Genomic DNA, 12,662 nt, shown 5'->3' on the forward strand with positions numbered 1-12,662 from the left:
CGAAGTGCGCGACTTCGGCGCGCGAGCCTTGCGTGCGACGCTCGTGCGTCATTATGCGCCCGTGCCCGGACGGCGGGCATCGGGGCGCCGCTCAGTGACGCTGTTCGGTCGCGGGTGCGATGCCCGTCTCGACGCCGGGTGCCGCGAACAGCTGCGCGACGTCGACCGGATCGAATTCATAGCGCTGATTGCAGAACTCGCAATGGATCTCGACGTGGCCACGCTCGACGATCACGCTGTCGACTTCTTCGCGGCCGAGCATGCGCAGCATCGCACCGACCTTCTCGCGCGAGCACGAGCACTGGAAGCGCGTGCCGGCCGGCTCGAAGTGCTGCACGTTTTCCTGCCAGAACAGCCGGCGGAACACGACTTCCGGTTCGACCTCGAGCAGTTCCTTGGCGGACAGCGTGCCGCCGAGCGTGCAGACGCGTTCCCACGTATCGGTATCGGTTTCGGCGTTGCGCGGCACGATGCCGCCGTCGCCCGGCAGCTTTTGCAGCAGCATGCCGACCGCGCGGTCGCGATCGGCCGCGAGCCACATCCGCGTGTCGAGCTGCTCCGAGTGATGCATGTAGTGCTCGAGCACCTGCGAGACGGATTCGAGCGGGCCGTCGACGCCGTTCAGCGGCACGATGCCCTGGTACGGCTGCTGGCCCGGCAGCTTGTCGGCCGGGTCGAGCGTGATCACGCAACGGCCGTGACCGCTCGCATTGACGAGCGATGCGAAGCTCGTGTCGTCGCCGATCGTCTGGGCGGCGTCGCCGGCGAACTTCGCGGTGGCCCGCATCGACAGATCCGAACTGCACTGGACGACCAGCATCTGGACCGGCCCGTCGCCGAAGATCTGCATGATCAGGGTGCCGTTGAATTTCAGGTTCGCGGACAGCAGCGCGCATGCGGCCATCATCTCGCCGAGCACCGTGCGCACGGGGGCCGGGTAGTCGCGGCGGGAGAGCACTTCCTGCCACGTATTGCGCAGCGAAACGATCTCGCCGCGCACGGGCGCCGCATTGAACATGAATTTCTGTAACTGGTCGCTCACTCTTCTTCCTTGAAATCCGTGCGAATCATCCGATTCGCACGAGTTGCTCCTTGAAATGCGCACGCCGCTCGACGTACGTCTTCGCGTTCGTGCGCAGCCGCGCGATGTCTTCCGCCGTCAGCTCGCGCACGACTTTCGCCGGTGCGCCGAGAATCAGCGAATTGTCCGGGAACGTCTTGCCTTCCGTCACGACCGCGCCGGCACCAACCAGACAGTTGCGGCCGATCACCGCTCCATTCAAGACCACCGCCTGAATCCCGACCAGCGACCCTTCGCCGATCGTGCAGCCGTGCAGCATGGCCTGGTGCCCGATCGTCACGTTTTCGGCAATCGTCAGCGGAAAGCCCGGGTCCGTATGCAGTACCGCGCCTTCCTGGACGTTGCTGCCCGCGCCGACGGTAATCGTCTCGTTGTCGCCGCGAATCGTCGCACCGAACCAGACGCTCGCGTTCTCCTCGAGCACGACCTTGCCGATGATGGCCGACGTATCGGCGACGAATACGCTTTCGTGGATCGTCGGGGCCGTATCGCCCAGCTTGTAGATCGTCACGGAGTCTCCTTGTCTCTTCGATGATGGGCGCCGGTAGAATGGCGCGTCCGGTTTGCCCGGCGCGTTCGCATTGCGCCGCGGAACAATCGCCTATTGTAAACCGTCGCGTGCGTGCGCTCCCGCGATGCGCGCGCAGGGTGTCCCCGTTTATGAGCATGGAGTCTTCTTCTTTCGGCGAGGCGCGTGCCTGCGTGCGCCGCGCCGCGTTTGCCGCACTGCGTGACGCAGAACCCGCGGCCAAGGCCGCACAGGTGCGCTCGCTCCACGATGCGCTGCTGGCCGGGCGGGCGACGATCGCGCCATCGCTCGAATTGCCCGAGCCGGCCGACCTGCCGGGGCGCCCGGCGCGCCCGCCGCTCGTCGAGCCGCGCCAGCTCGAGCGACGCAGCATGCGTTCGCCCGAAGGGCGCGCCGTGCTGCTGCACGCGCTGGCCCATATCGAGTTCAACGCGATCAACCTGGCGCTCGACGCCGTCTGGCGCTTCGCGGGCCTGCCGAACGCGTTCTACTCGGACTGGCTGAAGGTGGCGGCCGAGGAGGCGTACCACTTCACGCTGCTGTCCGAGCGCCTGGCGGCATTCGGGCATGCGTACGGCGATTTTCCCGCGCACAACGGCCTGTGGGAGATGTGCGAGCGAACCAAGGGCGACGTGCTGGCGCGCATGGCGCTCGTGCCGCGTACGCTCGAGGCCCGCGGGCTCGACGCATCGCCGCCGATTCGCGCGCGGCTCGTACAGGCGGGCGACGAGGCGTCGGCCGCAATCCTCGACGTGATCCTGCGCGACGAAATCGGCCACGTCGCGATCGGCAACCGCTGGTTCCGGCATCTGTGCGACGAAGCCGGCCGCGATCCCGTGCCGACCTACCGGCAGCTCGCCGAGCAATACCATGCCCCGCGGCTGCGTGGCCCGTTCAATTTCGACGCACGCCGCGATGCCGGATTCGAGCAGGCCGAACTCGACGAACTGGCCGCGCAGGACGGGGCGGACGGAAGCGCGCCGCGCTGACCCGCTCGGGTTCGGCTGCGTTTCGACCACCGCCGGCTGTTCAGGACACCGGGCAGATGGCACACCCCGGTGGCCCATGCACGCCGGCACCGCTAGAGCGGCGCCTCGACTGCCGGACGCCGGAAAGAAAGCGCCGCCGCTATAATCGAACGACCATTCTTTTTTTTTGAGCGGCTGCGATGAGTGCCTCGAGTTCTGTTTCCGATTTCGTCATGGTGCGCGGCGTCCAGCTGCATGTCCGGCGCTGGGGCCGGCCCGATGCGCCGATGCTGTTCATGCTGCATGGCTGGATGGACGTCGCGGCGTCGTTCCAGTTCGTCGTCGACGCGCTCGCGGGCGACTGGCAGGTGATCGCGCCCGATGCGCGCGGCTTCGGGCTGTCAGACTGGCCGGTTGCGCGGCAGGGTGGCGGCCACTACTGGTTCCACGAATACCTGGGCGACCTCGATGCGCTCGTCGACCACTATGCGCCGGCCGGCGAAGTCAACCTGGTCGGGCACAGCATGGGCGCGAACGTCGTGTGCCTGTATGCCGGCGCACGGCCGGAGCGCGTGCGGCGCGTGGTCGATCTCGAGGGTTTCGGGCTCGCGCCCGCGCGGGCCGAGCAGGCGCCGCGCCGGCTGCGCGGCTGGCTCGACGAGCTGCGCGAACCGCCCGCGCTGCGCCCTTATGCATCACTCGACGACGTGGCGGCGCGCCTGATCAAGACCAATCCGCGGCTCGCCCCGCGCCGTGCCGCGTTCGTCGCCGAGCACTGGTCGAAGCGCGGCGACGACGGCCTCTACCACCTGCTGGCCGACCCCGCTCACAAGATGCCGGGTCCGCTGCTGTACCGGCTCGACGAAGTGATGGCTACCTGGGCGCAGGTGCGTGCGAAGGTGCTGCACGTCGAGGCCGTCAACTCGCCGACGCTCGCACACATCGCCGGCGACATCCCGCTGCCGGAATTCAAGGCGCGTTTCAACGCGTTTCCCGACTGGCGCGAGAAGCTCGTCGAGGATGCCGGCCACATGGTGCATCACGACCAGCCCGAGCAGATCGCGGCGCTGATCGAGGCGTTCTGCGCGTAAGCCGTGCAGCGGCAGCGGCGGGGCAGGCGGGCGGCGCAATTGCCGCGTTGCAGTAGAATGAAGCCTTACCTGCCATGCCGACAATGAACGCCGATCTCCACTGCCATTCCAATGTTTCCGACGGGTTGCTGTCGCCTGCCGACGTCGCGCGCCGCGCCCATGCGGGCGGCGTGACCCTGTGGGCGCTGACCGACCACGATGAAATCGGCGGCCAGGCGGCGGCGCGCAGCGAGGCGGAAGCGCTCGGCATGCGCTACCTGAGTGGCGTCGAGATTTCGGTCACGTGGGCGTCGCGTACCGTGCACATCGTCGGCCTGAACATCGATCCCGCGAACCCGGCGCTGGTCGACGGCCTGTACCGCACGCGCCACGGCCGCGCGGCGCGCGCAGTGGCGATCGGCGAGCAGCTCGCCACGCTCGGCATTCCCGGCGCGTACGAAGGCGCGCTGAAGTACGTCTCGAATCCGGACCTGATCTCGCGCACGCATTTCGCACGCTTTCTCGTCGAGAACGGCCACGCCGAATCGACGTCCGACGTGTTCGACCGTCTGCTCGGCGACGGCAAGCCCGGTTTCGTCCCGCATCGCTGGGCATCGCTGTCCGACGCGGTCGGCTGGATCCGTACGGCGGGCGGCGAGGCCGTGGTCGCGCACCCGGGCCGCTACCGCTACACGCCGGTCGAATTCGACGCATTCTTCGGTGAATTCATCGATCTGGGCGGCCGTGCGATCGAAGTCATCACGGGCAGTCATACGCCCGACCAGTACCGCGAATACGCGGATGTTGCGCGCCGCTTCGGCTTCGAAGTGTCGCGTGGCTCGGATTTCCACGCGCCGGGCGAGGGCCGCGTCGAGCTCGGCAGCCTGCCGCCGTTGCCGTCCGATCTCACGCCGGTCTGGGAACGCTGGCTCTGACGCCGGGCGGCTGACCGCCGCCCGTGCCGCCATCATGCGTTGCCGATTCTTCCCTCTTTACGTACCCCCATGTCCCAGTTCTTCAGGATTCATCCGGATAATCCGCAGCCGCGCCTGATCAAGCAGGCCGTGGAGATCGTCAGCAAGGGCGGCGTGATCGCGATGCCGACCGATTCGAGCTATGCGCTCGCGTGCCATCTCGACGACAAGGACGCGGTCGAGCGGGTGCGCCGGATTCGCGGCCTCGACGAGAAGCAGCACCTGTCGCTGCTCGTGCGCGACCTGTCGGAGCTCGCCAACTTCGCGATGGTCGACAACCGCCAGTACCGCCAGATCAAGTCGGTGACGCCCGGCCCGTACGTGTTCATCCTGCAGGCGACCAAGGAAGTGCCGCGCCGGCTGTCGCATCCGTCGCGCAAGACGATCGGGTTGCGCGTGCCCGATCACGCGATCACGCTCGCGTTGCTGGAGTCGCTCGGCCAGCCGCTGCTCGGCACGACGCTGATCCTGCCGCCGGACGACGAGCCGCTCAACGATCCCGAAGACATTCGCGCGCGGCTCGAGAAACAGGTCGATCTCGTGATCGACGGTGGCGCGTGCCCGCGCGAGCCGTCGACGGTGATCGACCTCACCGGCGACGAGCCCGAGCTCGTGCGTGCGGGGCGCGGCGCGCTCGAGCCGTTCGGCCTCTCGGCGCCGTAAGCGCGCCGTTCCATTTTTTGCGCGAGTGCGCTTGTTACAATAACGCGATATGGATGCTTCCCTGATACAGACCATCGCCGTCTACGCGCTGCCCGTGATCTTCGCGATCACGCTGCACGAGGCCGCGCACGGCTACGCCGCCCGCCTGCTCGGCGACAACACCGCCTACATGATGGGGCGCGTATCGTTCAACCCGATGCGCCACATCGATCCGCTCGGCACGATCGCGATCCCGCTCGCGATGTATTTCCTGACGGGCGGCGCGTTCCTGTTCGGCTATGCGAAGCCGGTGCCGGTATCGTTCGGCAACCTGCGCGATCCGCGCTGGGGCAGCCTGTGGGTATCGCTCGCGGGGCCGGCCTGCAACTTCGTGCAGGCGCTGATCTGGGGCGTGCTGACGCTCGTGCTGCCGGCCGTCGGCATCGACGAGCCGTTCTTCACGCGGATGGCGTTTGCCGGCGTCAGCGCGAACCTCGTGCTGGGCGTGCTGAACCTGTTTCCGCTGCCGCCGCTCGACGGCGGCCGCATCCTGGCGGCGCTGCTGCCCACGAAACAATCGATCGCGCTGTCGCGCATCGAGCCGTACGGTTTCATCATCGTCCTCGTGCTGGTCGCGACGGGCGTGCTGACGAACTTCTGGCTGCGCCCGCTCGTCAACGTCGGCTACGCCGTCCTGAGCGCCATCCTGTCTCCATTCGCCTCGCTTTTCTAACGACAACCATGTTCCCTGAACGTATTTTCTCCGGCATGCGACCCACCGGGTCGCTGCACCTCGGTCATTACCACGGCGTGCTGAAAAACTGGGTGAAGCTGCAGTCCGAGTACCCGTGCTTCTTCTGCGTCGTCGACTGGCATGCGCTGACGACGCACTACGAGACTCCCGAGGTCATCGAGAAGAACGTGTGGGACGTGCTGATCGACTGGCTGGCGTCCGGCATCGATCCGGCCCAGGCGACGCTGTTCATCCAGAGCAAGGTGCCCGAACATGCCGAACTCGCGCTGCTGCTCGGCATGAGCACGCCGCTCGGCTGGCTCGAACGCGTGCCGACCTACAAGGAGCAGATGGAGAAGCTGAAGGACAAGGACCTGTCGACCTACGGTTTCCTCGGCTACCCGGTGCTGATGGCAGCCGACATCCTGCTGTATCGCGGCTCGCTCGTGCCGGTCGGTGAAGACCAGGTGCCGCACGTCGAGATGACGCGCGAGATCGCGCGCCGCTTCAACTACCTGTACGGCCGCGAGCCGGGCTTCGAGGAGAAGGCGCTCGATGCCGCGAAGAAACTCGGCGGCAAGCGCGCGAAGCTCTATCACGAGCTGCGCAATGCATACCAGCAGGAGGGCGACGACGAGGCGCTCGAACAGGCGCGCGCGATGCTGCAGGAATCGCAGAGTCTGTCGATGAGCGACCGCGAGCGCCTGTTCGGCTATCTCGAAGGCGCGCGCAAGATCATCCTCGTCGAGCCGCAGGCGCTCCTCACCGAAGCATCGCGGATGCCGGGTCTCGACGGGCAGAAGATGTCCAAGTCGTACGGCAACACGATCGGGCTGCGTGAAGACGCCGAGACGATCACGAAGAAGGTCCGCACGATGCCGACCGATCCCGCGCGCGTGCGCCGCACCGATCCGGGCGATCCCGACAAGTGCCCGGTGTGGCAACTGCACCAGGTCTATACGGACGAAGCGACGCACGACTGGGTGCAGAAGGGCTGTCGTTCGGCGGGCATCGGCTGCCTCGATTGCAAGCAGCCGGTCGTCGAAGGCATCCTGCGCGAGCAGCAGCCGATGCTCGAGCGTGCGCAGAAGTACATGGACGATCCGTCGCTGCTGCGCGCGATCGTCGCGGACGGTTGCGACAAGGCACGCAAGTACGCGACGGAAACGATGCGCGACGTGCGCGACGCGATGGGCCTGTCGTACAACTGATCGACCGCATGAGCGCATCCGTCATCGCCGCCGCGGGCGGCCACGTCGCCCAGGCCGAGCCGTCGCGCTGGGTCGCGCAATGGTCGCGGCTCGTGCCGGCAGGCGGCGCGGTGCTGGATGTCGCCGCCGGCGGCGGCCGCCATGCGCGCTGGTTCGCGTCGCGCGGGCATCCGGTCGTCGCACTCGACCGCGACCCGGTCGCGCTGGCCGCGTTGCGTGCGATTCCGGGCGTCGACGCCCGTGACGCCGATCTCGAAGGCGCGCCGTGGCCATTGCCGGCCGGCGAGCAGTTTTCGGCAGTGATCGTCACCCATTATCTGCATCGTCCGCTCTGGCCCCATCTGCTCGATGCGGTGGCGCCGGGCGGAGTGCTCATCTACGAAACCTTCGCGCAAGGAAACGAATCGGTCGGTAAACCGTCCAACCCCGCGTTCCTGCTCGCCCCGGGCGAGCTGCTGGACGCCGTGCACGGCCGCCTGCGGGTGGTTGCGTACGAGGACGGGTTCGTTGCCGCGCCGCGCGAGGCGTTCGTCCAGCGTCTCTGCGCAGTGCGCGAGGGCGCGACCCCGAAGGCGGGGGCGGGAATTCCACGTTACGAACTGCCCGGCTAATCCGCTACAATCTCAACGTTTACCGGTACATAATCTCAATCGCGTTTCATGGCTAACGGCACCCAAGACGGCATTCAAATCCGCGGCAGCATCCCCGCGATCGTCACCCCGATGCTCGAAGACGGCAGTCTCGACCTGCCGGCGTTTCGCAAACTGATCGACTGGCATATCGCGGAAGGCACCGATGCGCTCGTCGTGGTCGGTACGAGCGGCGAGTCGGCAACGCTCAACGTCGAAGAGCACATCCTGATGATCCGCACGGCGGTCGAGCATGCGGCGAAACGCATCCCGATCATCGCGGGCGCGGGCGGCAACTCGACCGCCGAGGCGATCGAGCTGACGAAGCACGCGAAAGCCGTCGGCGCGGACGCGACGCTGCAGGTCGTGCCGTACTACAACAAGCCGACGCAGGAAGGCATGTACCGTCACTTCAAGACGATCGCCGAAGCGGTCGACCTGCCGGTGATCCTGTACAACGTGCCGGGTCGCACGGTCGCGGACATGGCGAACGAGACGATGCTGCGCCTCGCGGAAGTCCCGGGCATCATCGGCGTGAAGGAAGCGACCGGCAACATCGATCGCGCCGCGCACCTGATCAAGGCTGCACCGAAGCATTTCGCGATCTATAGCGGCGACGATCCGACGGCTATCGCGCTGATGCTGCTTGGCGGCCACGGCAACATCTCGGTCACGGCGAACGTTGCACCGCGCGCGATGAGCGAACTGTGCCGTGCAGCGCTGGCCGGCGACGTCCAGACGGCCCGCGAACTGCACATGAAGCTGTTGTCGCTGCACAAGAACCTGTTCATCGAGGCGAACCCGATTCCGGTGAAGTGGGCGCTGCAGGCGATGGGCAAGATGCAGGGCGGCATCCGGCTGCCGCTCACGGCGCTCGACGAGCGCTGCCACGATGCCGTGCGTTCGGCCCTCGTCGAGGCCGGCGTCCTCGCCTGATGCCGAGGCGGCCGCGTCCTGCGGCCGCCGGCTCGTACCCTGATCAACCCGCACCGGCCGGCTCCGTCCGGCGCCGCTCCTGACGAGCGTTCTAGCAAGACGAAGGATTTCATGAAACGTTTCGCCTTTTCCTCTCGCGCCATCCAGATGTCGGTGGTGGCGCTGGCGCTGGGCGCGCTCGCCGGCTGCGATACGCTGAACGACTATCTGGCCCCCGACCGGGTCAACTACAAGAACACCGGTTCGGCGCCGCCGCTCGCGGTGCCGAGCGACCTGAAGCCGGTACCGACGACGCAGCAGTTCGTCGCGCCGCCGAGCAACGCCGGCCTCGGCACGCTGCCGCCGCGGGCCACGACCCAGGCCGGCAACGCGACCGACGGCATCCCGAGCGCGCAGGATCCGTTCGGCATGCACATCGAGCGCGACGGCGACCGCCGCTGGCTCGTCGTCGACGGCCGGACGCCCGAGCAGCTGTGGCCGATCCTGAAGGAGTTCTGGCAGGAGAACGGTTTCTCGCTGAAGACCGACGCGCCGTCGACGGGCATCATGGCCACCGACTGGGCCGAAAACCGCGCGAACATTCCCGACGACTGGTTCCGCCGCACGATCGGCAAGGTCATCGATTTCGCGTACTCGTCCGGTACGCGCGACCGCTTCCGTACGCTCGTGAACCGCACGTCGGACGGCAACACCGACATCTCGATCACGCACAGCGCGATGGAGGAAATGATGGTCGGCCCGCAGGGCGGCACGTCGTCGCGCTGGGAGGAGCGTCCGCGCAACCCGGTGCTGGAAGCAGTGTTCCTGTCGAAGTTGATGCAGAAGTTCGGCCTGACCGATGCGCAGGCGAAGCAGCTGCTGACCGATGCACGCCCCGCGACGGCGCCGGCGCAGGTCAGCGACACGAGCAACGGCGCGGCAACGCTGCAGCTGGCCGAGTCGTTCGACCGCGCATGGCTGCGAGTGGGCCTGGCGCTCGACCGGACCAACTTCACGGTCGACAATCGCGACCGCGAGAAGGGCGTGTACACCGTGCGCTATGCGAATTCGATGGAAGAGCTGAAGCGTGATGGCCTGTTCGGCAAGCTGTTCTACGGCGGCCCGGCCGCCGCGAAGCCGGGCAAGGAATTCCTCGTCAACGTACGCGCGCAAGGCAACGGCGGCACGCAGGTCGCAGTGATCGGCGCAAACGGCCAGGTCGACAACTCGTCGGACGCGCAGCGGATCATTTCGCTGCTCCACGCGCAGCTGAACTGAGCGCGTGCGATTCGCCAGCCTCGGAAGCGGCAGCGAAGGCAACGCGCTGGTCGTCGAGGCCTCGAGCGGCACGACGACCACCCGCGTGCTGCTCGACTGCGGCTTTTCCGCCAAGGAGGTCGAGCGTCGGCTCGGCCGTCTGAATCTCTGCATCGGCGATCTCGATGCGATCCTGATTACCCACGAACACAGCGACCACGTCGGCAGTGCGCTGACGCTCGCTCGCCGGGCGTCGCTGCCGCTCTACATGAGCTGGGGTACCGCGCGCGCGGTCGGCGCGGACGAGGCCGATGTCGACCTCCACGTGCTGTGGGGCGACGAGACGGCCGCGATACGCGATCTGGCCGTGATGCCCTATACGGTCCCTCACGACGCGCGCGAGCCGCTCCAGTTCGTCTTTATGGATGGCTGCAGCCGGCTCGGCGTGCTGACGGACGTCGGCATGGCCACGCCGCACATCACGACGGTACTGAGCGGCTGTGACGCGCTGGTGCTCGAATCCAACCACGACACCGCAATGCTGGCCGCGAGCCGCTATCCGCAGTCGCTGAAGGCGCGTATCGGCGGCAACCACGGCCACCTGAGCAACGACGCAGCGGCGGCCATCCTCGCATCGCTTGAGCGCAGCCGCCTTCGGCACCTGGTCGGGGCGCACCTGAGCCAGCAGAACAACCTGCCGGAACTGGTCCGCCAGGCGTTTGGCGGCGTACTGGGGACGAACGGGGAGGACGTGATCGTGGCCACGCAGGACGCGGGCTTCGACTGGCTGGCGCTCGGGTGAGCGGGGCAGGGCCGCTGCGGCGGCCCCGTATGACTGCCGGGCGACAGGCGCGAAAACGGCAGACGTAAAAAAACCGGCCCTCGGGCCGGTTTTTTTTTCAGCTGACGCTGAGGCTTACTGGCTTGCGCCCGAAGCCGGAGCAGCCGTCGCTGCCGAAGCAGCCGACGCCACTGCAGCAGCAGCGTCGCTCGCAGCAGCCGTTGCCGACGAAGCAGCAGCCGAAGCGTCGCTCGCAGCACCAGCAACTGCCGAAGCAGCCGACGAAGCAGCAGCAGCCGCGTCGCTTGCAGCCGACGAAGCAGCTTGATCAGCGCTCTTGTTGCAAGCAGCCAGTGCAACAGCAGCCAACAGGGAAGCTACGAGGAGGGATTTCTTCATGATCACGTCCTTTTATGGTTAAAGGTAAGCAACAGCGCGAAACAATACCGGTAATGTGCTCCAACACCGACCTGGGCCGCTGGTGGAGATGCACTTCTAGAGCGTGAATCTTCCCTACGGCTTGGGCGGAAATTATATGCACTTTCCTATCGACCGTCGACAAATGCGGGGTCAATACGTTGTCTTTCCCATACAGAATTTGATCTGTACGGGCATACGGGGCGACTCACACTAATTCCGGTTTCCGACCCGTATCCAGCCCGCACGATACCACTCGTGCAATAAAGCTGTCATTGAGGGAGCCCGGGATAGTGTTACAAACCGTTTCGCCTCCATCTGGCGTTGATTGGCCAGTTCGGGCAGCCATTCGCTGGCCTGCTCGAGCGGTCCTTCCTCGCCATTAATGAAGTACGAGCGCGCGTTATACATCAATGCGGCCCTTCTGTCGAGACACACGCCACGACGTGACGCTTGCGTGACGAACGCGGCCTCGGACAGCGGGCGCGCGGGCGGGTCGAAAACGACGTTCGGTTTGGGCTCGCTCAGGTAGCAGCCGAGAAACTCCGCGACGTCGCGCTTGCGCCAGCGAATCGCGTCGACGATCTCCGCGACGCGCTCCACCATCGCCGGAGGCAGTTGCGCGGGCGTGTCGACGGCCGGCTGCTTCGGGTCGCGGTAGAGGTCGTCGCCGCACCCGTCCCGCAGGCCGCCACGCTCCGCGAGATAGTACAGGAACTGGGCGCCCAGTTCGCCTGCGGACGGCGCCCGGAAGCCGATCGAGCAGGTCATGCATTCGCCTTCGGCCACGCCGTCGTGCGCGATGTGCGGCGGCAGGTACAGCATGTCGCCGGGTTCCAGCACCCATTCGTCGCTGGGCTCGAAGTTTTCGAGGATCTTCAGCGGCACGTCCGGCTGCAGCGACAGGTCCTTCTGCGCGCCGACGCGCCAGCGGCGCCGGCCCTCGACCTGCAGCAGGAAGACGTCGTATGAATCGAAATGCGGGCCGACGCCGCCGCCGTCCGTCGCGTACGAGATCATCAGGTCGTCCAGCCGCGCGTCGGGGATGAAGCGGAAGCGGTCGAGCAGCGCACGCGCCGCGTCGACGTGCAGGTCGAGCCCTTGTACGAGCAGGGTCCAGGCCTTGCGCGTGACGGCCGGCAGCGAGCCCGGTTCGAACGGGCCGTGAGCCAGTTGCCACTTGTTACGAAAATGGGTGATCAGTCGCGATTCCGCGTCATAGTCGGTGGCGAGCTCGAACAGCGCGTCGCGCGAGACCGGCGACGCGACGCCGGGGATCGCCTGGCGGATCAGGAGCGGCTTCTTCTGCCAGTAGCCGCGCATGAATTGCGTCGGCGTAAGACCGCCGAGCAGCGGTGTGGGAAGATCGGAGGGCGGCGCGCCGAACGGGGCGGCAGCGGCATCCCGCGGTTCGGCTTGAGACCGGTTGCGCATCGTATAATGAGACTTGTATTT

At 66.8% G+C, this 12,662-nt stretch carries 15 protein-coding genes; 10 read left to right on the forward strand and 5 right to left on the reverse strand.

The window, feature by feature from the left end; translation table 11 throughout:
* Positions 1–91 precede the first annotated feature (91 nt).
* Together hslO and FOZ70_RS13405 are read right to left on the reverse strand one after the other, a co-directional pair.
* Positions 92–1,042: an Hsp33 family molecular chaperone HslO gene (gene hslO / locus FOZ70_RS13400; RefSeq protein WP_048020835.1), complete on the reverse strand. Its 951-nt coding sequence runs from the start codon at positions 1,040–1,042 to the stop codon at positions 92–94.
* Between the two features lie 25 nt (positions 1,043–1,067).
* Entirely contained in the window at positions 1,068–1,592 is a 525-nt protein-coding gene (locus FOZ70_RS13405; protein ID WP_059675772.1) for a gamma carbonic anhydrase family protein, read from the reverse strand.
* Positions 1,593–1,741: 149 nt separating this feature from the next.
* Here FOZ70_RS13405 and FOZ70_RS13410 point away from each other — a divergent pair, with 149 nt between their 5' ends.
* From FOZ70_RS13410 to FOZ70_RS13455, 10 genes are all read left to right on the forward strand, one after another.
* Positions 1,742–2,599 carry a ferritin-like domain-containing protein gene (locus FOZ70_RS13410; RefSeq protein ID WP_059857639.1) on the forward strand — a complete coding sequence of 286 codons (858 nt, stop codon included), beginning with the start codon at positions 1,742–1,744 and terminating at the stop codon, positions 2,597–2,599.
* A 179-nt stretch (positions 2,600–2,778) separates the two neighbouring features.
* A complete protein-coding gene (locus FOZ70_RS13415; RefSeq protein WP_219706071.1) occupies positions 2,779–3,669 on the forward strand; it encodes an alpha/beta fold hydrolase in 891 nt (296 codons plus the stop codon).
* A gap of 83 nt (positions 3,670–3,752) precedes the next feature.
* Positions 3,753–4,583 carry a 3',5'-nucleoside bisphosphate phosphatase gene (locus FOZ70_RS13420; RefSeq protein WP_042973646.1) on the forward strand — a complete coding sequence of 277 codons (831 nt, stop codon included), beginning with the start codon at positions 3,753–3,755 and terminating at the stop codon, positions 4,581–4,583.
* A 69-nt stretch (positions 4,584–4,652) separates the two neighbouring features.
* The gene (locus FOZ70_RS13425; RefSeq protein WP_021157697.1) at positions 4,653–5,285 is read left to right on the forward strand and encodes an L-threonylcarbamoyladenylate synthase; all 633 of its coding nucleotides are present in this window, start codon (positions 4,653–4,655) and stop codon (positions 5,283–5,285) included.
* A gap of 49 nt (positions 5,286–5,334) precedes the next feature.
* Positions 5,335–5,997 (forward strand): site-2 protease family protein, encoded by a 663-nt coding sequence (locus tag FOZ70_RS13430; protein ID WP_021157698.1) that lies wholly within the window; start codon positions 5,335–5,337, stop codon positions 5,995–5,997.
* Positions 5,998–6,005: 8 nt separating this feature from the next.
* Positions 6,006–7,208, forward strand: coding sequence for a tryptophan--tRNA ligase (locus tag FOZ70_RS13435; protein ID WP_011352534.1), 1,203 nt, complete (start codon positions 6,006–6,008; stop codon positions 7,206–7,208).
* Positions 7,209–7,216: 8 nt separating this feature from the next.
* Positions 7,217–7,819, forward strand: a complete 603-nt coding sequence (locus FOZ70_RS13440; RefSeq protein ID WP_059554211.1) for a class I SAM-dependent methyltransferase — start codon at positions 7,217–7,219, stop codon at positions 7,817–7,819.
* A 48-nt stretch (positions 7,820–7,867) separates the two neighbouring features.
* Positions 7,868–8,773: a 4-hydroxy-tetrahydrodipicolinate synthase gene (gene dapA, locus FOZ70_RS13445; protein WP_021162674.1), complete on the forward strand. Its 906-nt coding sequence runs from the start codon at positions 7,868–7,870 to the stop codon at positions 8,771–8,773.
* Positions 8,774–8,884: 111 nt separating this feature from the next.
* On the forward strand, positions 8,885–10,030 hold the full coding sequence (gene bamC, locus FOZ70_RS13450; RefSeq protein ID WP_021162673.1) for an outer membrane protein assembly factor BamC: 1,146 nt from the start codon (positions 8,885–8,887) through the stop codon (positions 10,028–10,030).
* Between the two features lie 4 nt (positions 10,031–10,034).
* The gene (locus FOZ70_RS13455; RefSeq protein WP_027786988.1) at positions 10,035–10,811 is read left to right on the forward strand and encodes an MBL fold metallo-hydrolase; all 777 of its coding nucleotides are present in this window, start codon (positions 10,035–10,037) and stop codon (positions 10,809–10,811) included.
* Positions 10,812–10,925: 114 nt separating this feature from the next.
* Here FOZ70_RS13455 and FOZ70_RS13460 read toward each other — a convergent pair whose 3' ends face one another.
* From FOZ70_RS13460 to FOZ70_RS13465, 3 genes are read right to left on the reverse strand one after another with little or no spacing between them, the layout of a single operon-like run.
* Entirely contained in the window at positions 10,926–11,189 is a 264-nt protein-coding gene (locus FOZ70_RS13460; RefSeq protein ID WP_021162672.1) for a hypothetical protein, read from the reverse strand.
* Complete coding sequence (locus FOZ70_RS38530; RefSeq protein WP_075122947.1) at positions 11,119–11,364, reverse strand: hypothetical protein; 246 nt, start codon at positions 11,362–11,364, stop codon at positions 11,119–11,121. The genes FOZ70_RS13460 and FOZ70_RS38530 overlap by 71 nt, the downstream gene beginning before the upstream one ends.
* Before the next feature lie 56 nt (positions 11,365–11,420).
* Complete coding sequence (locus tag FOZ70_RS13465) at positions 11,421–12,641, reverse strand: cupin domain-containing protein (RefSeq protein ID WP_048020842.1); 1,221 nt, start codon at positions 12,639–12,641, stop codon at positions 11,421–11,423.
* Between the last annotated feature and the right edge of the window lie 21 nt (positions 12,642–12,662).

Origin of the sequence: Burkholderia sp. COPS, from assembly GCF_019425585.1 — a bacterium.
Lineage (GTDB): Bacteria > Pseudomonadota > Gammaproteobacteria > Burkholderiales > Burkholderiaceae > Burkholderia > Burkholderia cepacia.

Coding starts and splice junctions, on each gene's coding strand:
- FOZ70_RS13435 (WP_011352534.1), top strand. CDS start 6,006: ATGTTCCCTGAACGTATTTTCTCCGGCATGCGACCCACCGGGTCGCTG.
- FOZ70_RS13465 (WP_048020842.1), bottom strand. CDS start 12,641: ATGCGCAACCGGTCTCAAGCCGAACCGCGGGATGCCGCTGCCGCCCCG.
- FOZ70_RS13425 (WP_021157697.1), top strand. CDS start 4,653: ATGTCCCAGTTCTTCAGGATTCATCCGGATAATCCGCAGCCGCGCCTG.
- FOZ70_RS13440 (WP_059554211.1), top strand. CDS start 7,217: ATGAGCGCATCCGTCATCGCCGCCGCGGGCGGCCACGTCGCCCAGGCC.
- FOZ70_RS13415 (WP_219706071.1), top strand. CDS start 2,779: ATGAGTGCCTCGAGTTCTGTTTCCGATTTCGTCATGGTGCGCGGCGTC.
- bamC (WP_021162673.1), top strand. CDS start 8,885: ATGAAACGTTTCGCCTTTTCCTCTCGCGCCATCCAGATGTCGGTGGTG.
- FOZ70_RS13460 (WP_021162672.1), bottom strand. CDS start 11,189: ATGAAGAAATCCCTCCTCGTAGCTTCCCTGTTGGCTGCTGTTGCACTG.
- FOZ70_RS13410 (WP_059857639.1), top strand. CDS start 1,742: ATGAGCATGGAGTCTTCTTCTTTCGGCGAGGCGCGTGCCTGCGTGCGC.
- dapA (WP_021162674.1), top strand. CDS start 7,868: ATGGCTAACGGCACCCAAGACGGCATTCAAATCCGCGGCAGCATCCCC.
- FOZ70_RS13420 (WP_042973646.1), top strand. CDS start 3,753: ATGAACGCCGATCTCCACTGCCATTCCAATGTTTCCGACGGGTTGCTG.
- FOZ70_RS13430 (WP_021157698.1), top strand. CDS start 5,335: ATGGATGCTTCCCTGATACAGACCATCGCCGTCTACGCGCTGCCCGTG.